Annotated in this window: 26 protein-coding genes; 21 read left to right on the plus strand and 5 right to left on the minus strand. The window is 65.8% G+C overall.

Annotated elements, in window-relative coordinates; translation table 11 throughout:
• Window positions 1-12: 12 nt before the first annotated feature.
• The 13 genes from QTI66_RS11010 (at window position 13) to tolA (ending at window position 12,222) form a co-directional block, all read left to right on the plus strand.
• Window positions 13-717, plus strand: a complete 705-nt coding sequence (locus QTI66_RS11010) for a pilus assembly PilX family protein (protein ID WP_286559544.1) — start codon at window positions 13-15, stop codon at window positions 715-717.
• Window positions 714-3,704 carry a pilus assembly protein gene (locus tag QTI66_RS11015; protein ID WP_286559545.1) on the plus strand — a complete coding sequence of 997 codons (2,991 nt, stop codon included), beginning with the start codon at window positions 714-716 and terminating at the stop codon, window positions 3,702-3,704. Before QTI66_RS11010 ends, QTI66_RS11015 begins: the two co-directional genes overlap by 4 nt.
• The gene (locus tag QTI66_RS11020) at window positions 3,686-4,141 is read left to right on the plus strand and encodes a type IV pilin protein (protein ID WP_286559546.1); all 456 of its coding nucleotides are present in this window, start codon (window positions 3,686-3,688) and stop codon (window positions 4,139-4,141) included. The genes QTI66_RS11015 and QTI66_RS11020 overlap by 19 nt, the downstream gene beginning before the upstream one ends.
• A gap of 40 nt (window positions 4,142-4,181) precedes the next feature.
• Window positions 4,182-5,291 carry a bifunctional diaminohydroxyphosphoribosylaminopyrimidine deaminase/5-amino-6-(5-phosphoribosylamino)uracil reductase RibD gene (gene ribD, locus QTI66_RS11025; RefSeq protein ID WP_286559547.1) on the plus strand — a complete coding sequence of 370 codons (1,110 nt, stop codon included), beginning with the start codon at window positions 4,182-4,184 and terminating at the stop codon, window positions 5,289-5,291.
• Window positions 5,292-5,574: 283 nt separating this feature from the next.
• On the plus strand, window positions 5,575-6,228 hold the full coding sequence (locus tag QTI66_RS11030) for a riboflavin synthase (protein ID WP_286559548.1): 654 nt from the start codon (window positions 5,575-5,577) through the stop codon (window positions 6,226-6,228).
• Complete coding sequence (gene ribBA, locus QTI66_RS11035) at window positions 6,225-7,385, plus strand: bifunctional 3,4-dihydroxy-2-butanone-4-phosphate synthase/GTP cyclohydrolase II (protein WP_286559549.1); 1,161 nt, start codon at window positions 6,225-6,227, stop codon at window positions 7,383-7,385. Before QTI66_RS11030 ends, ribBA begins: the two co-directional genes overlap by 4 nt.
• Before the next feature lie 6 nt (window positions 7,386-7,391).
• The gene (gene ribH, locus QTI66_RS11040; protein ID WP_286559550.1) at window positions 7,392-7,853 is read left to right on the plus strand and encodes a 6,7-dimethyl-8-ribityllumazine synthase; all 462 of its coding nucleotides are present in this window, start codon (window positions 7,392-7,394) and stop codon (window positions 7,851-7,853) included.
• Entirely contained in the window at window positions 7,850-8,386 is a 537-nt protein-coding gene (gene nusB / locus QTI66_RS11045; protein ID WP_286559551.1) for a transcription antitermination factor NusB, read from the plus strand. The genes ribH and nusB overlap by 4 nt, the downstream gene beginning before the upstream one ends.
• A gap of 10 nt (window positions 8,387-8,396) precedes the next feature.
• On the plus strand, window positions 8,397-9,581 hold the full coding sequence (locus QTI66_RS11050) for a pyridoxal phosphate-dependent aminotransferase (protein ID WP_286559552.1): 1,185 nt from the start codon (window positions 8,397-8,399) through the stop codon (window positions 9,579-9,581).
• An 11-nt stretch (window positions 9,582-9,592) separates the two neighbouring features.
• Window positions 9,593-10,060, plus strand: a complete 468-nt coding sequence (locus QTI66_RS11055) for a YbgC/FadM family acyl-CoA thioesterase (RefSeq protein WP_286559553.1) — start codon at window positions 9,593-9,595, stop codon at window positions 10,058-10,060.
• Between the two features lie 4 nt (window positions 10,061-10,064).
• Window positions 10,065-10,766, plus strand: coding sequence for a protein TolQ (gene tolQ, locus QTI66_RS11060; protein WP_286559554.1), 702 nt, complete (start codon window positions 10,065-10,067; stop codon window positions 10,764-10,766).
• 12 nt (window positions 10,767-10,778) lie between these two features.
• Window positions 10,779-11,219 (plus strand): ExbD/TolR family protein, encoded by a 441-nt coding sequence (locus QTI66_RS11065; RefSeq protein ID WP_286559555.1) that lies wholly within the window; start codon window positions 10,779-10,781, stop codon window positions 11,217-11,219.
• A 7-nt stretch (window positions 11,220-11,226) separates the two neighbouring features.
• Window positions 11,227-12,222, plus strand: a complete 996-nt coding sequence (gene tolA / locus QTI66_RS11070; protein ID WP_286559556.1) for a cell envelope integrity protein TolA — start codon at window positions 11,227-11,229, stop codon at window positions 12,220-12,222.
• A gap of 60 nt (window positions 12,223-12,282) precedes the next feature.
• On the opposite strand, the gene dnaE is transcribed toward tolA, so the two are convergent.
• A complete protein-coding gene (gene dnaE, locus QTI66_RS11075) occupies window positions 12,283-15,795 on the minus strand; it encodes a DNA polymerase III subunit alpha (protein WP_286559557.1) in 3,513 nt (1,170 codons plus the stop codon).
• A gap of 143 nt (window positions 15,796-15,938) precedes the next feature.
• Here dnaE and QTI66_RS11080 point away from each other — a divergent pair, with 143 nt between their 5' ends.
• Together QTI66_RS11080 and QTI66_RS11085 are read left to right on the plus strand one after the other, a co-directional pair.
• Window positions 15,939-16,253, plus strand: a complete 315-nt coding sequence (locus QTI66_RS11080; protein WP_286559558.1) for a hypothetical protein — start codon at window positions 15,939-15,941, stop codon at window positions 16,251-16,253.
• 29 nt (window positions 16,254-16,282) lie between these two features.
• Window positions 16,283-17,068 carry a sulfurtransferase gene (locus QTI66_RS11085; protein ID WP_286559559.1) on the plus strand — a complete coding sequence of 262 codons (786 nt, stop codon included), beginning with the start codon at window positions 16,283-16,285 and terminating at the stop codon, window positions 17,066-17,068.
• 55 nt (window positions 17,069-17,123) lie between these two features.
• Here the strand turns inward: QTI66_RS11085 and QTI66_RS11090 are convergent, their stop codons facing one another.
• The 4 genes from QTI66_RS11090 to QTI66_RS11105 are packed head-to-tail and all read right to left on the minus strand — an operon-like array spanning window position 17,124 to window position 19,814.
• The gene (locus QTI66_RS11090) at window positions 17,124-18,035 is read right to left on the minus strand and encodes a pirin family protein (RefSeq protein ID WP_286559560.1); all 912 of its coding nucleotides are present in this window, start codon (window positions 18,033-18,035) and stop codon (window positions 17,124-17,126) included.
• Window positions 18,036-18,059: 24 nt separating this feature from the next.
• The gene (locus QTI66_RS11095) at window positions 18,060-18,614 is read right to left on the minus strand and encodes a flavodoxin family protein (RefSeq protein WP_286559561.1); all 555 of its coding nucleotides are present in this window, start codon (window positions 18,612-18,614) and stop codon (window positions 18,060-18,062) included.
• 23 nt (window positions 18,615-18,637) lie between these two features.
• Complete coding sequence (locus QTI66_RS11100) at window positions 18,638-19,072, minus strand: DoxX family protein (RefSeq protein ID WP_286559562.1); 435 nt, start codon at window positions 19,070-19,072, stop codon at window positions 18,638-18,640.
• Window positions 19,073-19,112: 40 nt separating this feature from the next.
• Window positions 19,113-19,814, minus strand: coding sequence for a pirin family protein (locus QTI66_RS11105; RefSeq protein WP_286559563.1), 702 nt, complete (start codon window positions 19,812-19,814; stop codon window positions 19,113-19,115).
• Between the two features lie 154 nt (window positions 19,815-19,968).
• Here QTI66_RS11105 and QTI66_RS11110 point away from each other — a divergent pair, with 154 nt between their 5' ends.
• From QTI66_RS11110 to QTI66_RS11135, 6 genes are all read left to right on the plus strand, one after another.
• Entirely contained in the window at window positions 19,969-20,919 is a 951-nt protein-coding gene (locus QTI66_RS11110; protein ID WP_286559564.1) for a LysR family transcriptional regulator, read from the plus strand.
• A 114-nt stretch (window positions 20,920-21,033) separates the two neighbouring features.
• The gene (locus tag QTI66_RS11115; protein ID WP_286559565.1) at window positions 21,034-22,098 is read left to right on the plus strand and encodes an NAD(P)/FAD-dependent oxidoreductase; all 1,065 of its coding nucleotides are present in this window, start codon (window positions 21,034-21,036) and stop codon (window positions 22,096-22,098) included.
• A 26-nt stretch (window positions 22,099-22,124) separates the two neighbouring features.
• Window positions 22,125-23,024, plus strand: a complete 900-nt coding sequence (gene gluQRS / locus QTI66_RS11120; RefSeq protein ID WP_286559566.1) for a tRNA glutamyl-Q(34) synthetase GluQRS — start codon at window positions 22,125-22,127, stop codon at window positions 23,022-23,024.
• A complete protein-coding gene (trmB, locus tag QTI66_RS11125; protein ID WP_286559567.1) occupies window positions 23,011-23,781 on the plus strand; it encodes a tRNA (guanosine(46)-N7)-methyltransferase TrmB in 771 nt (256 codons plus the stop codon). Before gluQRS ends, trmB begins: the two co-directional genes overlap by 14 nt.
• A gap of 70 nt (window positions 23,782-23,851) precedes the next feature.
• Window positions 23,852-25,000, plus strand: a complete 1,149-nt coding sequence (locus tag QTI66_RS11130) for an ABC transporter substrate-binding protein (protein WP_286559568.1) — start codon at window positions 23,852-23,854, stop codon at window positions 24,998-25,000.
• Between the two features lie 121 nt (window positions 25,001-25,121).
• Window positions 25,122-25,715 (plus strand): HD domain-containing protein, encoded by a 594-nt coding sequence (locus tag QTI66_RS11135; protein ID WP_286559569.1) that lies wholly within the window; start codon window positions 25,122-25,124, stop codon window positions 25,713-25,715.
• Window positions 25,716-25,735: the final 20 nt, after the last annotated feature.

Raw genomic sequence — 25,735 nt, forward strand, 5'->3', positions numbered from 1 at the left:
AAGAAGACTGGCTTGAAACAACATCAACGCGGCATCGCGCTTTTCACCGTGATGGTCATGGTGCTCCTGACGACGCTGCTGGTCGTTGGCACCTCGCGCACCGCATGGTTCAACGAGATGATTACCGGCACCGATGCGGACCACCAGCGCGCCTTCGAAAATGCGCAAGCGATCCTGCGCGACGCCGAGTTCGACATCCAGGGCACGAAGCCTGATGGCAGTCCCTGCAAGACCGGGGCGGAATTCGAAGGGAGTTGCCGCACGCATGAGGTCGGCGCCCTGGCCGCCGGCAAGCCCTGGTTCCCGCAAGAAGGAAGCGAAGACTTCGAGGAACTCTTCGCGTCGCTCTCCGCCAAGTTGCCCTCTTGCGCGCAAGGCATCTGCGTGGCCACGAAAGTCGCGCCCGAGTTCTGGCAAACGGCCACCGGCGACCAGGGCCTCGACAGGATGAAGCAGGTCGCCGCGCACTACGGCGAGTTCACGGGCGCCGCAAGCTCCGCGTCGGACAACGAACTGCTGAAGTCCAACGCCTGGTACTGGGTCGAAGTGCTGCCCTTCAACGCCGCATCGCGAGCGCGCGGCGGCAAGAGCGATTCGATGGGCCCCGACGCCGCCAACCCCTATGTCTATCGCATCACCGCCATTGCCGAGGGCCGCAAGCCTTCGACGCGCGCCGTGCTGCAAACCGTTTTTGTCTGGAAGAAGGTCGATTCTTGAGTTTTCTTGTTCACGCGAAGCAGACGCCAAAGATCTGCGCCCTTCTTGCGACCTGCATTGCCCCTCTTGCCTCCACCGCGCAACCGGCGGCTACCGGGGCACTCGCCTTCAGTACGGCCCCCGCGGTCGTGGACGGAAAGTGGCCGGCGCCCAATGTGATCGTTTCCATCGACAACGCGATGGGCGATGCGGCGGCGCGGACGCGCTTGCGAGGCCTCCAAGCGGCGCTGCGAGAAGGCTTTGCTGCCGCCAACGCACCGCAGGACAGCATCCGGTTGGCGTGGCAAGCGAGCCGCGGCTGCAGCGCGTTGCCCGGCAGCGGAGCGCTTTGCGCCGGGCACAACGGCATGCGCACGCTGGACGATGCGCACCGGCGCAACTTCATGGCCTTCGTTGATCAACTCGACAGCGAGCTTGGCAACGACGTCGTGAGCACGCGCACAGCGCTGCTCAAGGCTGGCGATTACCTTGCACGCTCGGACCTCGGTCCCAACAGCCCGTGGGCCGCATTGCCCGGCTCGCAACTGACACCCGCCCTCGCCTGCCGCAAGACCTACATGCTGCTCGCGGCGTCCGGCGCCGGCCTCGGCGAGTTGGCAGGCGCGTCCGCCGCCCGATTCAACACTCCGCTGCGTTCGATGACCTTGCCCGATGGAACGCCCTATGACGCCACGAGCGCCGTCACCGCGATCTACCGCGAAGGGGCCGGGAGCAACGCCGGCGCCGAATCTCCCAGCGCTGCCGAACTCGCGTTCCACTACTGGGCCACAGATCTGCAATCCGCACTCAAGAACGAGGTGCAGCCAACCATTGCAAGCCCCTCGCAATACTGGAATCCGCAATACGACCCGGCGCCTTGGCAGCACCTGTCCATCCACGCGATCGGGCCCACCGCCGAAGATCCCGCCTTGGCGCAGATCGCCATCAACAGCCGCGGCAGCTACCACGCCACGTCCAACGCAAGCGAACAGACGCAAGCCGTCAAGTCCATCCTGCAAAGCATCGCCGCGGATCGGCGGGGCAGGACGATTGCCGCCAGTTCGATGGTCGCCAGCGCATCGACAACGCGCAATGACACCTCGGTCTTTGCGGCGCGGTACGACGTTGGATCCTGGAGCGGCGACATCACGTCTTTCACTGTGGCGCGTGGCGCGTCAACGGCGTCTGCGGGCCCATGGGGCGCTGGTGCAACCGGGCAGGCGACCACCACCGCGACCCTGCTCGACGCGATGTCGCCAGACGCTCGCGTGATCGTCACCAGCCAAAGCCAAGGCGCGGAGCTGAAGGGCGTCGGCTGGCGCTGGGACCATTTGACGACCGCGCAGCAGGCTGCGCTCGGCTTCGACGGATCGGGTCATGACGCAAGTGGCGCGAGGCGCCTGCTCTACCTGCGCGGCGATCGTTCCGGAGAAACGGCGCAAGGTGGCAGCTTCCGCGACCGCGCCTCGCGCCAGGGCGACTCCGTCAATTCAAGGCTCTGGTACGCGCCGGGCAAGCCTTCCAGCGGCTATTTCACGGACGGCTACGACAAGTTCCGCGCGGCCAACGCATCGCGTGCCTCGATGCTCTATGTCGGCGCGAACGACGGCATGCTGCACGGCTTCGACGCCGCCACAGGCGCGGAGAAGATCGCCTACGTGCCCCAAGGCGTCTACGCCGGCATGAGCCAGCTGACGAACCCCGCGTACCTCCATCGGTACTTCGTCGACGGCTCGCCCTTCACCGGCGACCTGCTCGACGGCAAGGAGTGGCGCACATGGCTGACAGGCACGCTCGGCGCGGGCGGCAAGGGCTACTTCGTCCTCGATGTCACCGATCCGGGCGCCTTCGCCGAAGCCAACGCCGCGCGCCTCGTCAAGCTCGACACCACCGGCAGCAGCGATCCGGACATCGGCCACATCTTTGGCGAACCCACGCGCGATCAGGCCAATTCGCAGGTCGCGCAGCAGATCACGCGAATGAACAATGGTCGCTGGGCGCTTGTCATGGGCAATGGCTACAACAGCACCAACGGCAATGCGGTGCTGCTGATCCAGTACCTCGATGCCAACAGGGAACTGCAGAAGATCGCCGCTGGTGGGCTCAATGGCAATGGCTTGGCGACACCGCGGCTTGTCGACTTCGATGGCGATCGCATTCCGGACGTCGCCTACGCAGGAGACTTGCGCGGGCAACTCTGGAAGTTTGACCTCGGCTCTGCAAAGAGCAACGAATGGAGCGCCGCCGGAGGCCGGCCGCTCTATGCGGCCACGGATGCAAGCGGCAAGCCGCAGCCCATCACGGCTGCACCGGTCTGGTTCGCACATCCGGACGGCGGCGTCATGGTCGTTTTTGGAACAGGCCGCCTTCTCACCGATGCCGATCGCAGCGACACCTCGGTCCAATCGGTCTACGGCATCTACGACAGCGCACCGACTTCGCGCACCAGCCGGGATGCAGCGCGGGGAAGCGGCAGCAGCGGCGCTCCCGTACCCGCTGGCCGGGGTTCGCTGGTGCAGCAGGCTATCAGCGGATCGGCGGCGGGGTCCGTCGGCGACCAGTCTTTGTGGAGTTCCTCCACCAACACCGTCCCGTATTCCGGCACGGGCGCCAGGAAGGGCTGGTACCTCGACCTGCCTGTGCCGGGTGAGCGCGTCGTCAGCAATCTGGAATGGTTCGAGGGCAAGTTGATCGACGTGCCCAGCATGGTTCCCCTGTCGCAGGATGCGCAAGGCGCATCGGCACATGGCGAATCGTGCGAACCACCGCGGGGCCGGAGCTTCCTGACCACGCTCCACGCCGTGGAGGGCGCACGGCCGAAATCCCGAATTTATGGCGCGTCGGAAAGTAGCTTCAACGCCTCCCGGATCGACTTGGGCGGAAAGCCGGGCGTGCGCCTGCGCAGCTTCGGCAAGGAGCACACCGTCACCTCTACCGGCGCCAGCGAAGCGGATCGCCAGCGGCTTGGCCATGTCCCCAAAACGCCGTCATGGCACCAACTCCAATGAAGGCCGTGTGTGACCGGCGCCCACGGACCCCGTGGGGATTCACGCTGATCGAGATGGTGATCGTGCTGGCCATCGTCAGCATCGTGACCGCCATTGCCCTTCCAACGTTCAATGAATACGTAAGGCGCAGCCATCGCGCCGAAGCCCGGACCGGCCTGCTGCAGGCTGCCCATTGGCTGGAGCGCGCGGCAACTGCCAATGGCATCTACCCGGACGGTGACCTGCCAGACACGCTGGCCAAGGTGCCGGGCGGGCGATACCTCATCGAACGCACCAAGCCGTCCGACGCCAAGGACGCCGCCACGCGCTTTGAACTGACCGCGACGCCGCAGGCCGCTCAATCCAGCGACCGCTGCGGCATCTTCACGCTGACCCAAGCCGGCGAACGTGGCCTTCGCGCCAACACCGCGTCGGTGGCCGATTGCTGGAACCGATGACAGTCAACATGCACGGGCAGCGCAAGATATGCTGCGCGCCATGCCCATGATGCAACTCGCCCTCCAGGCCGCACGCGACGCGCAACGCGCGGTGCCGCCCAACCCGGCCGTCGGCTGCGTGCTCGTCGCGCCGGACGGCACCGTCATCGGCGTCGGCCACACGCAACGCACCGGCGGTCCGCACGCGGAAGTGATGGCGCTGCGCGATGCCGAGGCCCACGGCCGCTCGACCGAAGGCGCCACGGCCTATGTCACGCTGGAACCGTGCTCGCACCACGGGCGCACCGGCCCCTGCTGCGATGCACTGATTGCCGCGCGCATCGGCAAGGTGGTGGCCGCCATCGCGGACCCCAATCCGCTCGTCGCGGGCCAGGGTCTCGAGCGACTTCGCGCTGCGGGCGTGCAGGTTGAGATCGGCGCGGGCGGCGAAGAGTCGCGTGAACTCAACATCGGTTTTTTCAGCCGCATGATTCGCAAGACGCCCTGGGTGCGCATGAAAGTCGCCGCGTCGCTGGACGGCAAGACCGCCCTGGAGAACGGCGTGAGCCAGTGGATCACCGGCGCCGCCGCCCGCGCCGACGGCCAGGCATGGCGCGCCCGCGCCAGCGCCGTGCTGACGGGCGTCGGCACGGTGATGGAAGACGATCCGCGGCTGGACGTGCGCGAAGTCGAAACGCCCCGGCAGCCCCATCTGGTGATTGTGGACAGCCAATTGCAGACGCCGCCGGACGCGCGCCTTTTCGAAGTGCAGGAACGCGAGGTCTGGATCTACGCCGCCTCGCCCAACGCGGAAAAAGCCAGGGCGCTCGAAGCCCGCGGCGTTTCCGTGCGCTATGCGTCCAACCCGCAAGGCAAGGTCGATCTCGCTGCCATGCTGGCCGACCTGGCCGCCCGCGAAGTGAACGAACTGCACGTGGAGGCCGGCCACAAGCTCAACGGCTCGCTGATGCGCGAAGGCCTGGTCGATGAGTTGCTCGTCTACCTCGCCCCCAAGCTCATCGGGGAAGGCCTGGACATCGCCAGCCGCATCCACGGCCCCGGCTCCCTGACCACCCTCGCCGGCGCCTTGCCCCTCGAATTTCGCTCTGTGGAAACGGTCGGCTCCGACCTGAGGATCATCGCCCGAGTCGCCGGCCGGGACGCTTTTTAGCGCTACAGCCCCAAATTCGCCCCGAACAGTACCGGCGCTTCGGATTTGCTCCCTCTCCCCGTGGGGAGAGGGCCGGGGTGAGGGATGTGGGCGATGGATGCGTAGCGGCGGTTTGACCGCTCGCGGCCCTCACCCCAACCCTCTCCCCACGGGGAGAGGGAGACGGGAAACACCGCGGAACCGGCTTTGCCGGGCCGCTGGTGTTGCCCCCGGCAGGGGGTTGGAGGAGCGACACGAAGTGCGCGGAGCCTGGGGGGAGCTCAATACCTGCGAAAATGCGGAAATGTTCACCGGAATCATCACCGGCGTGGGGCGCATCGCCGCCGTCCACGACCTCGGAAGCTCTTCATCGCACGGCAAGCGCCTGCACATCGCGGCGCCAGCCGGTTACCTCGACGATGTCGGACTCGGTGACAGCATCGCCCTCAACGGCGCTTGCATGACGGTGACGACGCTCGACGTCGCCCGCCAGCAGTTCACCATCGACATCTCGGCCGAATCGCTCGACAAGACCGCGGGCCTGGCCGACACCGATACGCAGGTCAACCTCGAAAAGGCCCTGCGCGCGCACGACCGCCTTGGCGGGCACATCGTGTCGGGCCACGTCGACGGCATCGGCACGGTCACCCGCTTCGCCCCCGTCGGCGAAAGCTGGGAGCTGCGCGTACTGGCGCCCCAAGCCCTCGCGCGCTTCCTGGCCTACAAGGGCTCGATCACCATCAACGGCGTGAGCCTCACGGTCAACAGCGTCGAAGACATCGCTGAAGGCAGCGAGATCAGCATCAACCTCATCCCCCACACAGTGGAAAACACATCACTGGGCCAGCTGCGCGAAGGCAGCCCGGTGAACCTCGAAATCGACACGGTCGCACGTTACGTGGAGCGCATGCTGCAAGCCGGCGCGCTCGCCTCTCCCCAGAAAGAACTGAAATCATGAATGCATCCGTGACCCCGATCGCCTCCGGATCGGCCGCAGGAGCGCGCCCCGTCGCCCCCATCTCGCCCGTCGAGGACATCGTTGAAGACCTGCGCGCCGGTCGCATGGTCATCCTCGTGGACGAGGAAGACCGCGAGAACGAAGGCGACATCGTCATTGCGGCCGACCACGTCACCGCCGAATCCATCAATTTCATGGCCCGCCATGCGCGTGGCCTGATCTGCCTGACGCTCTCGCGCGAGATGTGCGAGCGCCTGAACCTGCCGCCGATGGTGGCGCGCAACGGGGCCAAGCATTCGACAGCTTTCACCGTGTCCATTGAAGCGGCTGAAGGCGTGACCACCGGAATTTCGGCAGCCGACCGTGCCCGCACGGTGCAGGCCGCGGTTGCGCCCAACGCCGTCGCGGCCGACCTCGTGCAACCCGGACACATCTTCCCGCTGCAAGCCGTTGACGGCGGCGTGCTCATGCGCGCCGGCCACACCGAAGCCGGCTGCGACCTGGCCGCGATGGCGGGTTGCTCGCCCGCCTCGGTCATCTGCGAAGTCATGAACGAAGACGGCACGATGGCGCGCCTGCCCGACCTGCAACTCTTCGCTGCCGAGCACGGCATCAAGATCGGCACCATTGCCGCGCTCATCGAGCATCGCAGCCACACCGAAACGCTGGTCGAGAAAGTGGGCACCCGCGAAATCCAGACCGCCTGGGGCTGGTTCACCGCCCACGCCTTCCGCGACACGCCCAGCCGCGGCGTGCATCTGGCGCTGGTGCGCGGCCAATGGGGCGCGGACGACACCGTCTCGGTCCGCGTGCACGAACCGCTCTCGGTGTTCGACGCGCTGGAAGTCAACCGCTCGATGCACTCGTGGAGCCTCGATTCCGCCCTCTCGCACATTGCCACCGAAGGCAAGGGCGTCGCGGTATTCCTCAACTGCGGCGAATCTGCCGACGACCTGCTCGCCCAATTCGACGGCACCGCCCGCCCCGCGCAAGCGCCCGAGCGCGGACGCATGGACCTGCGCAGCTACGGCATCGGCGCACAGATCCTGCGCGAATGCGGCGTGCGCAAGATGAACCTCATGGGCGCGCCGCGGCGCATGCCCAGCATGGCGGCGGGCTACGGCCTCGAAATCGCCGGCTACATCACGAAAGACTGAAAAACCATGCAAGGTTCAAACAAGGGAGCGGTCGCGCTCAGCGGCAAGGGACTGCGCATCGGCATCGTGCAGGCGCGCTTCAACGAAGAGATCACCGATGCGCTGGCCGCGGCTTGCCTGGGCGAACTCGAAGCGCTGGGTGTCGCCTCTGCCGACATCCACCACATCAGCGTGCCGGGCGCGCTCGAAGTGCCGCTGGGCCTTCAGGCGCTGGCCGAACGCGGTGGCTTCCATGCGCTCATCGCGCTGGGCTGCATCATCCGCGGTGAGACCTATCACTTCGAACTGGTGGCCAACGAATCGGGCGCGAGCGTGAGCCGCGTCGCGCTCGACTACCGCATTCCCATCGCCAACGCGATCCTCACGACCGAAAACCTCGAACAAGCCATCGCCCGCCAGACCGACAAGGGCCGCGATGCGGCGCGCGTTGCTGTCGAAATGGCACAACTGCTCGCCAGCCTGCAATGACCGAACAAAGCACCAAACCATCGAGCCGTCCGCCACGGCAGCCCAAGGGCGGCCTGACCAGCACCGGCGCGCGAAAGGCTTCTGCCAAATCCGAGCGCAGCCGTGCCCGCGAGTTTGCGTTGCAGGCGCTCTACCAGTTCATCGTGGGCGGCAACGAGGCCGAGGCCATCGACGCCTTCACGCGCGACCTGGCCGGCTTTCACAAGGCCGACTCGGCGCACTACGACGCGCTGCTGCATGGCTCGATCCAGGAAGCCGCCGAACTCGACGCATTGATCGCGCCGCTGCTCGACCGCAAGTGGAACGAGATCTCGCCCATCGAGCACGCCGTGATGTGGATCGGCGTCTATGAATTCCGCCATTGCCCCGACGTGCCATGGCGCGTGGTGCTCAACGAGTGCATCGAACTGACCAAGGAATTCGGCGGCACCGACGGCCACAAGTACGTGAACGCGGTGCTCAACGGCCTGGCGCCCACCCTGCGCACCGCCGAGGTCGAAGCCGACCGCGTGACCGGAAAGGCCCGCAGTTGAGGGCCGCCGCATGAGAATTTCCAGGCGCGCCGAACGCATCGAGCCCTTCTATGTCATGGAGGTGGCCAAGGCCGCTTCCCAACTGGCCCGCGAGGTGGCCCACACCGACCGGCCGATGATCTTCCTGAATATCGGCGAGCCGGACTTCACCGCGCCGCCTCTGGTGCAGGAAGCCGCCGCACGTGCGGTGCGCGCCGGCGCCACGCAGTACACCCACGCCACTGGCCTCGATTCGCTGCGCGAGCGCATCAGCGGCTGGTATGCCGAGCGCTTCGGCGTTGATGTTCCTGCGCGTCGCATCGTTGTGACGGCCGGCGCATCGGCCGCCTTGCAGCTCGCCTGCCTTGCGCTGATCGAAAGCGGCGACGAGATCCTGTTGCCCGACCCGAGCTATCCCTGCAATCGCCATTTCGTGAGCGCGGCGGATGGCAAGGCCGTGCTGGTGCCAACGACGGCGGAAGAACGCTTCCAGCTCAGCGCCGCCAAGGTCGAGGCGGCGTGGACCGACAAGACGCGCGGCGTATTGCTGGCCTCACCGTCGAACCCGACCGGCACCTCGATCGCGCCAGACGAACTGCGCCGCATCCACGAAGTCGTGAAAAGCCGCGGCGGCATCACGCTGATCGACGAGATCTACCTGGGACTTTCCTACGACGATGCCTTTGGCCAGACGGCCTTGGCCATCGACGACCAGGTCATCAGCATCAACAGCTTCAGCAAGTACTTCAACATGACGGGCTGGCGCCTGGGCTGGCTGGTCGTGCCCGAAGCGCTGGTGCCCGTGATCGAGCGCCTCGCGCAGAACCTCTTCATCTGCGCGAGCACGGTGTCGCAACATGCGGCCCTCGCCTGCTTCGAGAAAGTAAGCATTGCCGAGTACGAACGCCGCCGCGGCGAATTCAAGGCGCGGCGCGACTGGTTCATTCCGCAGCTCAACGCCCTCGGCCTCACCGTGCCCGTGGTGCCGGACGGTGCCTTCTATGCATGGGCCGATTGCTCCACCCTGTGCCAGCAGATGGGCATCGAAGGCAGCTGGGACTTCAGTTTCGAGGTGATGAAACGCGCGCATGTGGCCGTCACGCCAGGCCGCGACTTCGGGTCCGCCGAGACCAGCCGCTTCGTGCGCTTTTCGACCGCCAGTTCGATGGCGCATCTCGAGGAATCGATCGCGCGTTTGCGTGCACTCACTGCATGAGCGGGGCGTTGATGAGCTTCGCCTTTCCGATCCGCGTGTACTGGGAGGACACCGACGCCGGCGGCATCGTGTTCTATGCCAACTACCTCAAGTTCATGGAGCGCGCGCGCACCGAATGGCTGCGCTCGCTCGGCATCGCGCAGCAAAAGTTGCGCGAGGAAACGGGCGGCATCTTCGTCGTGAGCGAGACGCAGCTCAAGTACCATCGCCCGGCGCGGCTGGATGACGAACTGCTCGTCACCGCCGATTTGCGCCAGATCGGATCGGCGTCGCTGATAATCGGTCAATGCGTGCTATCAAATTCAGAGCAGGCACCCTCCCCGGATGAAGTGCCGGCCCGGGCCTTGCTTTGCGAAGGCACCATTCGTATCGGCTGGGTCGATGCCGCCACCTTGCGGCCGGCGCGCATCCCGGCCCGTGTAATAGCAACGCTAGAGCGCTATCGCGGAACTCCACGCGCGGGCGCCTCTCAACTGTGAAGCCATGAATCAAGATCTATCGATCGTCTCCCTCATCCTCCACGCCAGCTTCGTGGTGCAGCTTGTCGTGCTGTTGCTGGTGGTGGTGTCGGTCGCGAGTTGGGCGGCCATCATCCGCAAGTACTTTGCGCTCAAGCGCACGCGCGCGCTCAACGACGACTTCGAGCGCGAGTTCTGGTCGGGCACCAGCCTGAACGAGCTCTTTTCATCCGCCGCGCAGAACGCCAAGTTTGCCGGCCCGATGGAGCGCATCTTCGCCAGCGGCATGCGTGAATACCACAAGCTGCGCGAGCGCCAGATCGGCGATGCCGTCACGTTGCTCGACGGCGCCCGCCGCGCGATGCGTGCAAGCTTCCAGCGCGAACTGGATGCAGTGGAATCGAACCTGTCGTTCCTCGCCACCGTCGGCTCCGTGTCGCCCTACGTGGGGCTGTTCGGCACGGTGTGGGGCATCATGCATGCCTTCACGGGGCTGGCCAGCCTCGCGCAGGTCACGCTCTCGACTGTGGCCCCCGGCATCGCCGAGGCGCTGGTCGCCACCGCCATCGGCCTGTTCGCGGCCATCCCGGCTGTGGTCGCGTACAACCGCTTCGCCCGCGAGATCGACAAGATCGCCATTGCGCTGGAGACCTACATCGAAGAGTTCTCCAACATCCTGCAACGCAACCTGTCGGCGCAGCCTTCGGTCGCGGCGAGCGGTCGCTGAAGGGAGCACAGCATGCCCGCCGTTTCCTCCCGCGGTGGTCGCGGCCGCCGTACGATCAACGAGATCAACATGGTCCCGTTCATCGACGTGATGCTGGTGCTGCTGATCATCTTCATGGTCACGGCCCCGCTCATCACGCCGAGCGTGATCAACCTGCCCAGCGTCGACAAGGCCAACAAGCAGCCGGACAAGCCGGTCGAGATCGTCATCAAGAGCGATGATGAGGTGCAGATCAAGAAGGACCCGTCCACGGGCTCTGGCGGCACCTCGGTTCCGTTCTCGCAGATCGGCACGGCCGTGAAGGCGGCGCAGGGCGGCGACGACGCACGGCCTGTCGTCATCAGCGCCGACAAGTCCGTCAAATACGAGACCGTGGTCAAGGCCATGAACCAGCTCAAGCGCAGCGGCGTGGAGCGCGTGGGTCTTTCCGTCACCACCACGGGCGCCAAGTAAACATTCGATGTCACTCGCCGCCGACCGCCCCGAATTCGCACCGCCGCCGCAGCGGGGAACGATTCGCGCGCTCATCCTTGCGCTCATCGCCCACGCCTTGCTCATCGCCGCCCTCACATGGGGCGTGCACTGGCGGCGTGACAGCGAGAACGAGGCGGTCGAAGCCGAGTTGTGGTCGGCCACCGTGCAGCAGGCCGCGCCGCGCGCGGTAACGCCTCCGCCGGCGCCCACACCCGCACCGGCCCCTGTGCCCGTGCCGCCGCCACCTCCCCCGCCACCACCGCCTCCGCAGGCCGTGACGCCGCCTCCGCCGCCCGTGCCCGTGCCGCGCACGCCGGACATCGCGCTCGAACAGCAGAAGAAGCTCAAGGAGCAGCAAGAGCAGCGCGAGCGCGAACTGGATCGCCAGGAGCAGCAGCGCAAGCGTCAGGAAGCCGCCGCTCAGAAGGCCGCGCAGGAGCGCAAGGAACAGGAAGCGCAGAAGCGCGCCGAGGACGAAGCCGAGCGCAAGAAGGCGGAACAGCAGAAGCTCGCGGACCAGAAGAAGGCCGAGCAGCAAAAGCTCGCCGATCAGAAGAAGAAGGAAGAGGCTGCCAAGAAGGAAGCCGATGCGAAGCAGGCCTCCGCAGCGGCCGCGAAGGACCGCGCCGAGGCCATCAAGCGCATGCAGGCGATGGCGGGTACGGGCGGCGAGACGTCGACCGGCACGGCAGCGCGTGCGTCCGGCCCCTCGGGCAACTATGCCGGCCGCATCGCCGCGGCCGTGCGGCCCAACGTGACTTACCCGGACGTGGACACCGTCAGCGGAAACCCCACGGCTGAATTCGACGTGAACCTCGCGCCGGACGGCACCATCGTCGGCGTGAAGCTGCGCAAGTCGAGCGGCATTCCCGGATGGGACGACGCGGCGGAACGCGCATTGCGCAAGACGGAGAAGCTGCCGCGCGACATCGACGGGCGCGTGTTTCCTTCGCTCACCGTGGCGCTGCGGCCGAAAGGCTGACAGGCCAGCGCGCGAGACGGCGCCGAGGCGCCGCCATCGCTTGCGCCGCCGCCCTGCTTCTTACTCGTAGATCACCGCCGCGTTGCCCGCTTCGGCCTGCGCCGTCCAGCTGGCCAGCGCCGCATCGGTCGGGAAGAACTTGGCCGCTTCGCCGAGTTGCAGTTCCACCTGCGCCCCGGCCCGCGCCAGCGAGAGCCGAACACCCAGGCCCTGCCGCAAGTCGCCCTGCTCGCTCGACTCGGTGCGTGGCGGAAACTCGCGCGCCAGGCGGGCGATGTCCGGCGCCTTGCCGTTGACCACCACGCGCAGGAACTTTCCAAAGCGGCAACGCGCCGCCGCAAGATCCCAGATCTGCTGAACCACAAAGCGCGCCTCGAAGCCGCCGCGTCCGGGCTGCAGCCGGCCGCTGACGATGATCAGTTCGTCGTCCTTCAACGTGTTGCGGCTCGAATTGAGCAGTGCCTCGTCCGCCGTCGCCTCGATCGAGCCTGACTTGTCGTCGAGCTTGAAAATGCCGAGCTTGCCGCGGTTGCCGTTGATCACGCGCAGGTCGCTCACGATGCCGGCGAGCACCTGCTGGTCGCGGCTGTCGATCAGGTCGTCGATCTGCCGCTTGCAGAAGCGCCGCACCTCGTGCGCCACTTCGTCGAACAAATGGCCTGAGAGGAAGAAGCCGACGGCGGTCTTCTCGTACGTGAGGCGCTCCTTCACGCCCCAAGGCGTGGCCGGGACCAGCTCGGGCTCCTGCGTGGCCGAGCCGTGCTCGCTGTCGCCGAAGATGTCGACCTGCGCCGCGTTGGCGGACGTCGCATTCGCAAAATCGAAAGCACGGTCCACCGACGCGACCAGCGATGCGCGGTTCATCTGGATCGCGTCGAAGGCGCCCGCCTTGATGAGCGCCTCGACGGTGCGCTTGTTGATGCGCTGGCGGTCCACGCGCACGCAGAAGTCGAACAGGCTCTTGAAAGGGCCGCCCTCTTCGCGCGCTTTCACGATGGCCTCGATGGCGAGTTGGCCCGTGCCCTTGACGGCGCCGAGGCCGTAGCGGATCACCTTGTCCGTGACGGGCTCGAAGCGGTAGTTGCCGCGGTTCACGTCCGGTGGCTCGAAGTCGAGGCCGAAGTTCTTTTTCGCGTCCTCGAACAACACCTTGAGCTTGTCGGTGTCGTCCATTTCCACCGTCATGTTGGCGCAGAAGAACTCGGCGCAATAGTGCACCTTGAGCCAACCGGTGTGATACGCCAGCAGCGAGTAAGCGGCAGCGTGGGACTTGTTGAAGCCGTAGCCTGCGAACTTCTCCATCAAGTCGAAGATCTCGTCGGCCTTTTCCTGCACGATGCCGTGCGTCGCGAGCGCGCCCGCGCGGAACTTCTCGCGGTGCTCGGCCATTTCCTCGAGCTTCTTCTTGCCCATCGCACGGCGCAGCAAGTCGGCGCCGCCGAGCGAGTAGCCGCCCAGGATCTGCGCGGTCTGCATCACCTGTTCCTGGTAGACCATGATACCGTAGGTCTCGGACAGCATCTCGCCCACGGCCGGATGTGGATACTCCACCGGCTCACGTCCGTGCTTGCGCGCGACGAAGCTGGGGATCAGGTCCATCGGGCCCGGACGGTACAAGGCGTTGAGCGCGATGAGGTCTTCAAGACGCGTCGGCCGTGCGTCCTTCAACATGCCCTGCATGCCGCGCGATTCAAACTGGAACACGGCTTCGGTCTTGCCGTCGGAGAACAGGCGATAGGTCGGCGCGTCGTTGAGCGGGATGTTCTCGTACTGGAAGTTCTCCTGCCCCTTGTGGCGCTTCATGATGAACTCGCGCGCGATCTCCAGGATCGTCAGCGTCGCCAAGCCCAGGAAGTCGAACTTCACCAGGCCGATGGCTTCGACGTCGTCTTTGTCGTACTGGCTCACGGCCGAGTCGCTGCCCGGCTGTTGATACAGCGGACAGAAGTCGGTGAGCTTGCCCGGCGCAATCAACACACCCCCGGCGTGCATGCCGATGTTGCGCGTCATGCCTTCGAGCTTTTGCGCCAGCTCGACCAGCATCCTCACTTCTTCCTCACGCTCGATGCGGGCGGCGAGTACCGGCTCCATCTCGATGGCGTAGTTGTTCTTGTCGCCTTCCACCTTCGGGCTCGGCGGATATTGCAGCGTGACCGACATGCCCGGCTTGTTCGGGATCAGCTTGCTGATGCCGTCGCAGAACATGTAGCTCATGTCGAGCACACGGCCCACGTCGCGGATGGCGGCACGCGCGGCCATCGTTCCGAAGGTCGCGATCTGGCTCACGGCATCGCGGCCGTACTTGTCCTTCACGTAGTCGATGACGCGGTCGCGGTTTCCCTGGCAGAAGTCGATGTCGAAGTCAGGCATCGACACGCGCTCCGGGTTCAGGAAGCGCTCGAACAGCAGGTTGTATTGCAGCGGGTCGAGGTCGGTGATCTTGAGCGCGTACGCGACCAGCGAGCCTGCGCCTGAACCCCGGCCCGGACCGACCGGACAGCCGTTGTTCTTCGCCCAGTTGATGAAGTCGCCCACGATCAGGAAGTAGCCGGGGAAGCCCATCTTCAGGATCGTGCCGATCTCGAATTCGAGACGCTCGACGTATCGCGGGCGTTCCTTGTCGCGCAGCGCCACGTCGGGGTACAGGTGCGCGAGGCGCTCCTCCAGCCCCTCGAAGGACGCCACCCGAAAGTATTCGTCCATCGGCATGCCGCCCGGCGTCGGGAAGTTTGGCAACTGCGGCTTGCCAAGCACCAGCGTCAGGTTGCAGCGCTTGGCGATTTCGACCGTATTGGCAATCGCGCTCGGCACGTCGGCAAAGAGCGCCTCCATCTCGGCCGCCGACTTGAAGTACTGCTCGGTCGTGAACTTGCGAACACGGCGCGGGTTGCCGAGGATCTCGCCCTCGGAAATGCACACGCGCGCTTCGTGCGCCTCGTAGTCTTCTTGCGACGCGAACTGCACCGGATGCGTCGCGACCACCGGCAGGTTCAGGCGCGCCGCCAGTTGCACGGCGGCAATCACGTGCGGCTCGTCCTGCGGTCGCCCGGCACGCTGCAGTTCGATGTAGAAGCGGTGCGGGAAGATGCCCGCCAATTGCAATGCAAGTTCCGCCGCCCGTGCGTCGCCGTGCTCGCCGCCCTGCAGCAAGGGCTGGCCCAGCGGACCGGCTTGCGCGCCGGAAAGCAGGATCAGTCCCGCGTTGAGCTCCTGCAGCCATTCCAGCTTGCAGGCGGCTTGCGACTGCCCGCGGCCTACGTTCTGCGTCCATGCGCGCGCCAGCAGTTCGGACAGGTTGAGGTAGCCCTGTGTGTCCTGCACCAGCAGGATCATGCGGGTGAGCGTGGCCGCGTCCTTGCCCAGCCCCTCGACGAAAATTTCAGCGCCCAGGACGGGCTTGACGCCCTTGCCCCGCGCTTCCTTGTAAAACTTGACGGCTCCGAAGAGGTTGTTGAGGTCGGAGATGGCCAACGCGGGTTGCTTGTCGCGGGCCGCGGCCTTGACGACTTCGTCGATCCGGTTGGTGCCGTCGACGACGGAAAATTCGGTGTGCAGGCGCAGGTGAACAAACATCGGGTGATTGTAGAAAGTACGGCGCGGGCCGATTCCGCGGGTCGTTACGGGGATGACCTGAAATGTTCTGGCGCTGTAAATTACGCGCAGCCCGGGCAGCGTCGACTGCCGGGGAACAAATAAATCTTCAGGGAGAAAATTACATGTCGAAATCCATCGGCGACCGGGAAGCACGCCTGGTCAAGCGCTTTCCTGCGCTTCGGGCCGTGCCGGAAGGCCAACGCCATGCATTGGCAATGCGTGCGGCGCGTCAACGTTCGGTCTGGTGGCCTTTGATGGCGATGTTTTTCGTGGTGCTGCCTGCGCTCGCCATGGGGATCATCTTCCTTCAGGCGCATCTGGATCGCACGACGCTCGCCATTGTCGGCGGGCTGATCGGCGGCATCGCCATCGCCACGGTCGTGCAGGTCATCCACTACGTCCACGGCAAAGCCATCCATCGGCTGGTCTCCCAATAGGCCCGCTGCCGCACCTAGAATCGCGCCCCGTGATCGAAATTCTCAACATCGCTGCCTACAAGTTCGTGCCCATCGACGATGGCCACGAACTGCGTGAGCGGTTGCTCACCCGCGCACGCGCACTGGACCTGCGTGGCACGGTGCTGATTGCCACGGAAGGCATCAATCTCTTCATTGCGGGCGCGCCGGAAGCCATCGGCGAGTTCCTGGGCACCCTGCGTGCCGATCCGCGCTTTGCCGACCTGGAAACCAAGGAAAGCTGGTCGCTGACCCAGCCCTTCCGCCGGATGCTCGTGAAACTCAAGCGCGAGATCATCCGCATGGACCATCCGGCCATTCAGCCCGCTTCCGGGCGCGCGCCGGGCGTGGAACCCAAGACCCTCAAGCGCTGGCTCGACCAGGGCCACGACGACGTGGGCAAGCCCATCGTCATGCTCGACACGCGCAATGCCTTCGAAGTGGACTACGGCACCTTCGACGGCGCGATTGACTGGCGCATCGGCAAGTTCACCGAGTTCCCGCAAGCCGTGGCAGCGCATCGCGAAGAGCTGGCCGGCAAGACGGTCGTCAGCTTTTGCACCGGCGGCATCCGCTGCGAAAAAGCGGCGATCCTCATGCACGAAGTCGGCCTGCCCAATGTGCTGCAACTGGAAGGCGGCATCCTCAAGTACTTCGAGGAAGTGGGCGGCGCGCACTACTCGGGCGATTGCTTCGTGTTCGACGGTCGCGAATCGCTGGCGCCCGACCTGAGTGCCCGCCGCAACGGCATCAGCGCACGGGCGAGCGAAGACCCGGACATCTCGATCAAGAACTGAGTTGCTGGAATCGCGAAGCGCGGCCGTCGCTGGAGTTTGCCCAGCGATGCCCCGCTCAAACCGGCGTCGTCGTGACGTCCGGCCCCTTCGCTTCAAAGCCACGCTCGGGCAACGGGATGAATTCCGTTTCGCCCGGCACCTGGCCCATGCGCTGCGCTTTCCAGTCGGCGCCCGCTTCGAGGATGCGCTCGCGCCGGCTCGACACGAAGTTCCACACCATGACGCGCGGACCACCATCGAGCGGGTCGCCGCCGATGACGACGGCACGCACCGGCTTGTCGCCGGTCGCTTGCAACTTCGCGCCTTGTCCGTCGGGGAACAATGCCATCGCAAAGGGCGGCACGGGCGCGCCGTCCATGTCGATCGAGCCTTCCACAACATAGAGCGCAAGCTCCGGCGCCATCGCCGGCAGCGTGAGGCTCGCACCGGCTGGCAGCGCGATGTCGAGGTAGATCGTTGGCGCAAAGGTCTTCACGGGTGAGCGCTTGCCAAACGCCTCGCCAATGAGCACACGCACCCGCGCGCCTTGCTCATCGACCTCGGGAATATCGCTCGCGGCCGTGTGCGAAAAACTCGGCTCGACTTCCTCAAAAGCGACCGGCAAGGCTGCCCACAGTTGCAGGCCGTGGTTGACGTATTCCGCTTCGAGCAGTTGATCGGGCTTGCGCTCCGAATGCACGATTCCTCGGCCCGCCGTCATCCAGTTGATGGCGCCGGGTCGAATCTCCTGCGTCGTGCCGAGGCTGTCGCGATGCATCATCGCGCCCTCGAAAAGATAGGTGACGGTGGCCAGGCCAATGTGGGGATGCGGACGAACGTCGTGCTCGCGACCTGCATGCTCCGTGGCCGGACCGAAATGGTCGAAGAAGACGAAGGGGCCAACGGAGCGTTTGGTGGCGGCCGGCAGCAGCCGTCGCACCATGAAGCCGCCACCGAGATCCTTGTCGTGTGCTTTGAGCAGGTTCATGCGCGAGGCTCCTGGAAGTGATGTTCAGCGTTTGATCATGGCGGCGACGGCGGCAACGCGCTCGCCCAGGGCGCGCGCCGTCTCCAGATCGCCTTTCGACATTTCGGACGAACTCGCATCCGTTGGCGACGTGGCCAGCGCGCCGCCGTAGCCGCCCATGTAGTTGGGCGAATGCCGCGTCGACGCCTTGTCGTTGGCAGGCAGCATGCCCAAGCCCACCCATAGCCCGCCATGCTGCATCGCCAGCGTCCAGAGGTAGTTGATGGTGGAGAGCTTGTCGCCGTTCATGGCCGCGCTGTTGGTGAAGCCTGCAAAGAGCTTGTCCTTCCAGGCCTGCGTGAACCACGGCTTGGAAGACGCGTCCGCGAACTTCTTGAACTGCCAGCTCGGCCCGCCCATGTAGGTCGGCGCACCGAATATCACGGCATCGGCGGCGCCGATGGCTTCCCAGCCGCCAGACGGCAAATTGCCATCGGCATCGATGGCAATGAGATGGGCGCCAGCGCCATCGGCCACCGCCTGCGCCATGCGCTGCGTGTGGCCGTAGCCGGAATGGAAAACAACGACGATGTCAGACATGCGCCGAGTTTCCCATGGGCTGCTTACTTCTTGTCGATGGAGAAGCGACCGGGGCCGAAGGCAGCCAGGGCCAGCAGGCCGCCGACGATGGCGATGTTCTTGGTGAACAGCAGGGTCGTGACCATCTTCGCCGCTTCAGGCGCAGCCCAGAATGCGTGGAAGAAGATCGATGCAGCGAGCGTGAACACGGCCAGGATCAGCGCAGCCAGGCGCGTCTTGTAGCCGAGCAGGAAGGCAATGCCGACGCCCAGTTCCACGACGATCGCGATGACGGCGCCCACGGCCGGCAGGGGCAAGCCCACGGAGGCGATGTAGCCGACCGTGCCGGCAAAGCCCGTCAGCTTGGCGAAGCCCGCCGGGATGAACATGGCAGCGACCAGGATCCGGCCGAGTAGCGCGAGAAAGTCGCGGCCTGGCAGTTCATTGGCGGTGTTGTTGGCAGTAATCGAGTTGGACATGGAATAACTCCTGGGTTGGGAAAAACAAAAAATTTCGGCTTCAAGCCGCGAGGTCGAAAACCAGCACTTCAGCGTCCTTGCCGGCCGCGAGCGCCAATTGCGATTCACCTTCCAGCTTGGCCGCGTCGCCGCCCACGAGCTTTTGCCCGTTGACGTCGAGTTCGCCACGCACGAGGTGCACGTAGGTCTTGCGCTTCGGATCAAGCGAAAGCTCTGCACTTTCCGCGCCGTCGATGAGCCCTGCGTACAGCCGCGCATCGGCGTTCACGCTGACGGAACCATCGGCGCCATCGGGCGAAGCGACCAGGCGCAGGTGGCCGCGCTTCTCGGCTTGCGCAAAACTCTTCTGTTCGTAGCCGGGCGCAACGCCCTTCACCTTCGGCTCGATCCAGATCTGCAGGAAGTGCGTCGTCTCGTCGGCCTTGTGGTTGAACTCGCTGTGCATCACGCCCCGTCCGGCGCTCATGCGCTGCACGTCGCCGGGTGGGATCGATTCGATGTTGCCCATGCTGTCCTTGTGTGCCAGTTCGCCCGACAGCACGTAGCTGATGATTTCCATGTCGCGGTGGCCGTGCGTGCCGAAGCCCGCGCCCGCCGCGACGCGGTCTTCATTGATGACGCGCAGGTTGCCGAATCCCATGTGCGCCGGGTCGTAGTAGCCCGCGAAAGAAAAACTGTGAAAGGAGCGAAGCCAGCCGTGGTCGGCATAGCCGCGTTCTTGTGATCTGCGAATTTGAAGCATCTTTGCACTCCTGCCTCGCCGGCCTTTGGCCTTGGAGGTCTCTCGTATGCCGCGCCGGATGCGCAGCGGATGTGTGGAACTTTAGGCCTGCGCAACCCCCTCGCAATCCGCCAGATTTGAAGGCATCATTCAAATCTTTTGAACAATCGACCTCATGACGACTGCGCGAGACGCCCTCACTCCGGATGCCCTGTCGATGCTGCAGGCGGTTGCAGTGACGGGCAGCTTTGCCGGCGCCGCGCGCTCCCTCAACCTCGTGCCCAGCGCCCTGAGCTACCGGGTGCGGCAGATCGAGGACGCGCTGGACGTGCTGCTGTTTGACCGCAGTGCGCGCCAGGCGCGGCTGACGCAGGCCGGCGCCGAGTTGCTGCGCGAAGGCGCGCGCCTGCTCAACGAAATCGATGCCGTCGCCAATCGCGTCAAGCGCGTGGCCACCGGATGGGAGGCGCAACTCACCATCGCCCTGGACACCGTCATCGCGCGCGACCCGGTGCTGGAGCTCGTGAGCGCCTTCTACGCGCTGAACCCGCCCACACGCCTCAGGCTGCTGGACGAAACGCTGATGGGCACGATCCAGACCCTGACCTCCGGCCACGCCGACCTCGCGATTGGCGCGGTGGTCGATGCCGCGGGCCTGTCGTTCACGGCCTCGGGCATTCGCAGTTGCGCGCTGGGCGAACTGAGGTTCGTCTATTGCGTGGCGCCGCACCATCCGCTGGCGAAGATCGACGTTCCCCTGAGCGACGAGGTGCTGCGTCAACACCGGGCCGTCGCCGCGGCAGACTCGACCCGGACGGGCGAGAGCATGACGGTCAACCTGATCGAAGGGCAGGACGTGCTGACGGTGGCAAGCATGCACGCCAAGCTCGCCGCCCAACTGCACGGGTTGGGCGGCGGCTTTCTGCCCGAGCCGATGGCACGCGCCTACATCGAGGCCGGGCACCTGGTGGCCTGCAGGACCGAACGCCGCGCACCGCTGGGCCAGATGCATTGCGCTTGGCGCGTGCCCGCGGGTGGTCCGGGCCATGCGCTCGAATGGTGGCTCGCGCGCTTCGAACACGAAGGTACGCGACGTGCGCTTCTTGAGAATCATCGGGGAAGATGAGGCTGCCAATCCGGCGCGCGTGCTGTTGAAATACGCTTCCGCCGCCGCGACCCCGAAGCGCAGTTCACCAGCCTGCTAGAGTGTCTCGGCCCGTCACACTCCACAAAAATGATCATGACAAAACCAGGCTCTCCCAAACGCTCCAAACCCAAATTGCCGCGCCACTTCGCCATCGTCGGCGCCGGCATGGCGGGCGTCGCGTGCGCCCGTACGCTGGTGCAGGCAGGTCATCGCGTGACCATGTTCGAGTGGGCCGACTTGCCCGGCGGGCGCATGACCAGCGAGTCGTCTCCCTTCGGCAACTTCGACAGCGGGGCGCAGTACTTCACCGTGCGCGACCAGCGCTTCGTGCAGGCGCTGCAGGCCACGCCCGGCGTGTGCCGGCCGTGGAGCGCGAATGCGGTGCGCGTGCTCGATGCGCACGGACTGGTCGCGGAAGCCGCCTTGCCGACGCACGAAGCGCATTGGGTGGCGCAGCCGGGCATGCGTGCTCTCGTCGCGCATTGGGCCAAGCCGCTGGGCGAATCCCTCATGACCGGCGTGCAGGTGACCGGCATCGAACGCGACGCGCTCGACGCCACGCGCTGGCAGCTGCGCACTCAGGGCGCCGACGAATCGACGCACGTGTATTCGGGCTTCGACGCCGTGCTGCTGGCCACGCCGCCATCGCAGGCGCGGCGCCTGATCGGCAAGCATTCCCCGTCGCTCACCAAGACGCTGGCCCCGGTCAAGGTCGCGCCCTGCTGGACCTTGATGATCGCCTTTCCCAACGCCAACCAGCCCACGATGTCGCATCTGGGTCCGCAGTGGAACGCGGCGCGCAGCACGCACCACCGGGTGGCCTGGCTGGCGCGCGAGTCGTCCAAGCCCGGACGCGAGACCGTGGAACGCTGGACACTGCAGGCCAGCCCCGCGTGGTCGCAGGAACATCTCGCCGACGACGGCGCGCGCGTGCAGGCCAAGCTGCTGCGTGCTTTTTCGGAGATCACGGGCATCCGCGCCGAGCCCGCGCATGCCAGGACCCGCTGCTGGCCCGAAGCGCAAACGACTGTTCCCGCGGGCGTGCCGCACCTGTGGGATGAAAGCGCGCAAATCGGCGCCGCCGGCGACTGGTGCACGGGTCACCGCGTCGAGGAAGCCTTTCTCTCGGGCCTGTCGCTGGCGTTGGCGGTGCACTGAACGCCCACTGAACCCCCTTTTCCGCGTTGAGACCCACCGGCCGATTCGCACCCTCGCCCACCGGCCCGTTGCACGCGGGTTCGCTCGTCGCTGCGCTGGCGAGTTGGCTCGACGTGCGCGCGCGCGGCCCGAACGCGCGCTGGCTGGTGCGCATCGAGGACGCCGACACCGAGCGTTGCCTGCCGGGCATGGGCGAACACATCCTCGGCCAACTGGCAGCCTGCGGACTGACGCCTGACGAAGCACCGGTGTGGCAGACGCGCCGCACCGATCTCTACGACGCTGCGCTGTCGCGCCTGCGCGACGCAGCGCTCGCCTACCCCTGCGGCTGTTCACGCAAGGACATCGACGAAGCGCTGGCGCGCCAGGGCGTCGTTCATGCGCGCAATGCCGAGCGTGTGTATCCCGGCACCTGTCGCGACGGCCTTCACGGCAAGCCGGCAAGGGCATGGCGCTTTGCAGCCGAAAAATTCCAGGCCGACAAGGGCAAGCTTCATTGGCTGGACCGCCGCCTTGGACACCAGTCGCAGGACGTGGCGCACGCCGTGGGCGACTTCGTCCTGAAGCGGGCCGACGGCCCGTGGGCCTATCAGTTGGCAGTCGTCATCGACGATGCGCAGCAAGGCGTGACCGACGTGGTGCGCGGCGAGGACCTGGCGGACAACACGGCACGCCAGATCCTGTTGCAGCGGGCGCTCGGCCTGCCGACGCCCAGCTATCTGCACACGCCGCTGGTGCTTGGCGAAGACGGTCAAAAGCTCTCCAAGCAGAACGGCGCGACGCCGCTGGACACGGCGAGCCCCGAGGCTGCCCGCGCGGCATTGCTGGCTGCGGCGCGGGTCCTGCGCATGGAGGGGCATGAACCGGACGCGTGGGTTGCCCAGTGGCGCGATCTCTACAATCCCGGGGCTGATGACCCCCTCTGACACCGCTCCGCCGCCGTCCGGAAACGACGTACCCGGCACTCCCCTCCCCGGGGCCGATGCGCCCGACGCGCCGCATCCGCTCCATCGCCGCCTCAAGAGCTTTGTCAAGCGCGGTGGCCGTACGACCGACGGCCAGGCGCGCGCCTATGAAGAATTCGGACCGCAGTACCTGCTGCCTTACCGCGAAGCAACGCTCGACCTGAGCGACGCATTCGCCCGTGCCGCACCCACCGTGCTCGAAATCGGCTTCGGCATGGGCGAAGCCACGGCGCACATCGCCGCGCTCATGCCGGAAAAGAACTTCCTGTGCTGCGAAGTGCACGAACCCGGCGTCGGCGCCCTGCTCAAACGCATCGGCGAGCGCGAGTTGACCAACATCCGCATCTGCGCACATGACGCGGTCGACGTGATCGACAACATGCTCGCGCCGGAAGTGCTCGCCGGCGTCCATATCTTTTTTCCGGATCCGTGGCACAAGAAGCGCCACAACAAGCGCCGGCTGATCCAGCCGCCGCTGGTCAAGAAGCTGGCTGACCGCCTCATGCCCGGCGGATACCTGCACTGCGCGACCGACTGGCAGCCTTACGCCGCGCAGATGCTGGAAGTGCTGTCACAGGAACCGTTGCTGCGCAACGCCGCTGCCGGCTCCGCCGACGGCTACGCCCCCAAGCCCGACTACCGCCCTCTGACCAAGTTCGAGAACCGCGGTTTGAAACTCGGACATGGCGTTTACGACGTTTTATTCACGAAAACCTGATCTCGTTGCGCTGACCTGGCACTGACGTTGCGTACGATCCAATCGTTACAAAATGTCATGGATTCGTCGAATGGATACAACGCGCAGGAAATGGCTGGTCAGTGCCGGTGTCGGGCTCGCCGTCGGCGGCCTGACCGGAGCCTCGAGCCTGGCGCAGGCAGCGCAACCCGGCGCCCGCAAGGTCGTCCTGGGCCAATCGGTGCCGCTGACAGGCGCCGCCAGCGAGATCGGCCTGGCCTTTGCCGCCGGCGCCAAGCTCTACGTCGACGCGTTCAACAGCAAGCCTGACAGCCCCTGGCAACTCGAGTTGCGGCAATTGGACGACGGCTACGATGCGGCCCGCGCAAGCGCGAATGCCAAGAAACTGGCCGCCGACGGTGCGGACCTGCTCTTCGGCTTCGTGGGCACCGCGAGCAGCAGTGCAGGTGCGGCCGTGGCCAAGCAGGAGGGACTCGTGCTCCTGGCGCCCTTCGCCGCGGCGGATTCGTTGCGCGATGGCTCCAACCCGCAGGTCTTTCACGTGCGCCCCAGCATGGCCGACGAAGCCTTCAAGATGGTCCAGCAGTGCTCGACCATCGGGCAGACCCGCGTCGCGGTGCTGGCCGAAGACGACGCCATGGGCCGCGCCGGCCTGGCGGCCGTCGAACAGGCCCTGCGCGAACTCAAGATGCCGCCGCCCGTCGCCAGCGCCTTCGTGCCCGTCAACAGCGACAAGGTCGACGCGGCAGTGGCGACGATTGGTGCGCAGCGGCCGCAGGTCGTGATCCAGGTGTCGCTGTTCAACACCACCGCCGCCTTCATCCGCAAGATGAAGAAGGCGGGATACACCGGGGCGTTCATGAACTTCTCGGTGGTCGGCATCGATCCTCTCTTCGTGGCCCTGGGCAAGGACATCCGCGGCGTCGTCATCTCGCAGGTGGTGCCGTCGCCGCGCAGTTCGGCATTGCCGATCGTGCGCGAATACCTCGCGGCCATCGACAACTCCGATCAGGCGCCCAGCTACGAAAGCCTCGAAGGCTTCATCGCCGCCAAGGCCTTGGGTGAAGCGGCCCGCCGTGCCGGTCCTGGTTCGCCCAAAACGACATTGCCGCGCGCCCTCTCGAGCATGACCGACGTCGACGTGGGCGGCTTTCGGTTGCATCTGCGCGCCGGCGTTCGCGATTCGGCGTGGGCGATCGACCTCGTGACCGTCACCGCGGACGGACGCGTGATTCGCTGAGCTGAGGGCCGCGGGGCTTTCGGGTTTTCCGACGCCCATCTGTCGTGTTCTGGACAGACGCCGGGAGCACGCGCGTCTACAGTCTCCGTCTGACAAGATTTCAATGACGGAGACATCCACGATGAACGAAAGAGCAAGCTTCGTGCGCATGCAGGACAGCACGCGCGAAGACTGGCAACTGATCGGCGGCGAGTTCATGCGCTTTGCCAGCGATTTGCCCAGCCGCGTGATCAAGCATCTGCAGATCCTCGAAGGCGACTACGGCGGCTTTCCGGTCGACCGCTACACCCATTCGCTGCAGACGGCCACGCGCGCGCTGCGCGACGGGCGTGACGAGGAATACGTTGTCTGCGCACTGCTGCACGACATCGGCGACACACTGGGCAGCTTCAACCACCCGGACATCGCCGCTGCCATCCTCAAGCCCTTCGTGACTGAGGAGAACCACTGGATGGTGCAGCACCACGGCATCTTCCAGGGCCACTACTTCTTCCACCACATCGGCCTGGACCGCGACCTGCGTGAGAACTTCCGCCAGCATCCGCACTTCGAGCGAACCGCGGAGTTCTGCGAGCTCTACGACAACCCCGCGTTCGATGCCAGGGCCGAGACCTTGCCCATCACCAAATTCGAGCCCATGCTGCGGCGCGTGATGGCGCAGCCCCGCCAAAGCATCTACAAGGACGCCGTCAAACAACCGTCCGCCACCGACTGAGACACGCAAGGAGACCCATG

Source organism: Variovorax brevis (assembly GCF_030317105.1).
In the GTDB taxonomy this organism is placed as follows: Bacteria; Pseudomonadota; Gammaproteobacteria; order Burkholderiales; family Burkholderiaceae_C; genus Variovorax; species Variovorax brevis.

What these genes read in the sequence shown, in the direction of transcription:
- QTI66_RS11020 (WP_286559546.1), top strand. Translation starts at nt 3,686, where the DNA reads ATGGCACCAACTCCAATGAAGGCCGTGTGTGACCGGCGCCCACGGACC.
- ribD (WP_286559547.1), top strand. Translation starts at nt 4,182, where the DNA reads ATGCCCATGATGCAACTCGCCCTCCAGGCCGCACGCGACGCGCAACGC.
- QTI66_RS11030 (WP_286559548.1), top strand. Translation starts at nt 5,575, where the DNA reads ATGTTCACCGGAATCATCACCGGCGTGGGGCGCATCGCCGCCGTCCAC.
- ribBA (WP_286559549.1), top strand. Translation starts at nt 6,225, where the DNA reads ATGAATGCATCCGTGACCCCGATCGCCTCCGGATCGGCCGCAGGAGCG.
- ribH (WP_286559550.1), top strand. Translation starts at nt 7,392, where the DNA reads ATGCAAGGTTCAAACAAGGGAGCGGTCGCGCTCAGCGGCAAGGGACTG.
- nusB (WP_286559551.1), top strand. Translation starts at nt 7,850, where the DNA reads ATGACCGAACAAAGCACCAAACCATCGAGCCGTCCGCCACGGCAGCCC.
- QTI66_RS11050 (WP_286559552.1), top strand. Translation starts at nt 8,397, where the DNA reads ATGAGAATTTCCAGGCGCGCCGAACGCATCGAGCCCTTCTATGTCATG.
- QTI66_RS11055 (WP_286559553.1), top strand. Translation starts at nt 9,593, where the DNA reads ATGAGCTTCGCCTTTCCGATCCGCGTGTACTGGGAGGACACCGACGCC.
- tolQ (WP_286559554.1), top strand. Translation starts at nt 10,065, where the DNA reads ATGAATCAAGATCTATCGATCGTCTCCCTCATCCTCCACGCCAGCTTC.
- QTI66_RS11065 (WP_286559555.1), top strand. Translation starts at nt 10,779, where the DNA reads ATGCCCGCCGTTTCCTCCCGCGGTGGTCGCGGCCGCCGTACGATCAAC.
- tolA (WP_286559556.1), top strand. Translation starts at nt 11,227, where the DNA reads ATGTCACTCGCCGCCGACCGCCCCGAATTCGCACCGCCGCCGCAGCGG.
- dnaE (WP_286559557.1), bottom strand. Translation starts at nt 15,795, where the DNA reads ATGTTTGTTCACCTGCGCCTGCACACCGAATTTTCCGTCGTCGACGGC.
- QTI66_RS11080 (WP_286559558.1), top strand. Translation starts at nt 15,939, where the DNA reads ATGTCGAAATCCATCGGCGACCGGGAAGCACGCCTGGTCAAGCGCTTT.
- QTI66_RS11090 (WP_286559560.1), bottom strand. Translation starts at nt 18,035, where the DNA reads ATGAACCTGCTCAAAGCACACGACAAGGATCTCGGTGGCGGCTTCATG.
- QTI66_RS11095 (WP_286559561.1), bottom strand. Translation starts at nt 18,614, where the DNA reads ATGTCTGACATCGTCGTTGTTTTCCATTCCGGCTACGGCCACACGCAG.
- QTI66_RS11100 (WP_286559562.1), bottom strand. Translation starts at nt 19,072, where the DNA reads ATGTCCAACTCGATTACTGCCAACAACACCGCCAATGAACTGCCAGGC.
- QTI66_RS11105 (WP_286559563.1), bottom strand. Translation starts at nt 19,814, where the DNA reads ATGCTTCAAATTCGCAGATCACAAGAACGCGGCTATGCCGACCACGGC.
- QTI66_RS11110 (WP_286559564.1), top strand. Translation starts at nt 19,969, where the DNA reads ATGACGACTGCGCGAGACGCCCTCACTCCGGATGCCCTGTCGATGCTG.
- QTI66_RS11115 (WP_286559565.1), top strand. Translation starts at nt 21,034, where the DNA reads ATGACAAAACCAGGCTCTCCCAAACGCTCCAAACCCAAATTGCCGCGC.
- trmB (WP_286559567.1), top strand. Translation starts at nt 23,011, where the DNA reads ATGACCCCCTCTGACACCGCTCCGCCGCCGTCCGGAAACGACGTACCC.
- QTI66_RS11130 (WP_286559568.1), top strand. Translation starts at nt 23,852, where the DNA reads ATGGATACAACGCGCAGGAAATGGCTGGTCAGTGCCGGTGTCGGGCTC.
- QTI66_RS11135 (WP_286559569.1), top strand. Translation starts at nt 25,122, where the DNA reads ATGAACGAAAGAGCAAGCTTCGTGCGCATGCAGGACAGCACGCGCGAA.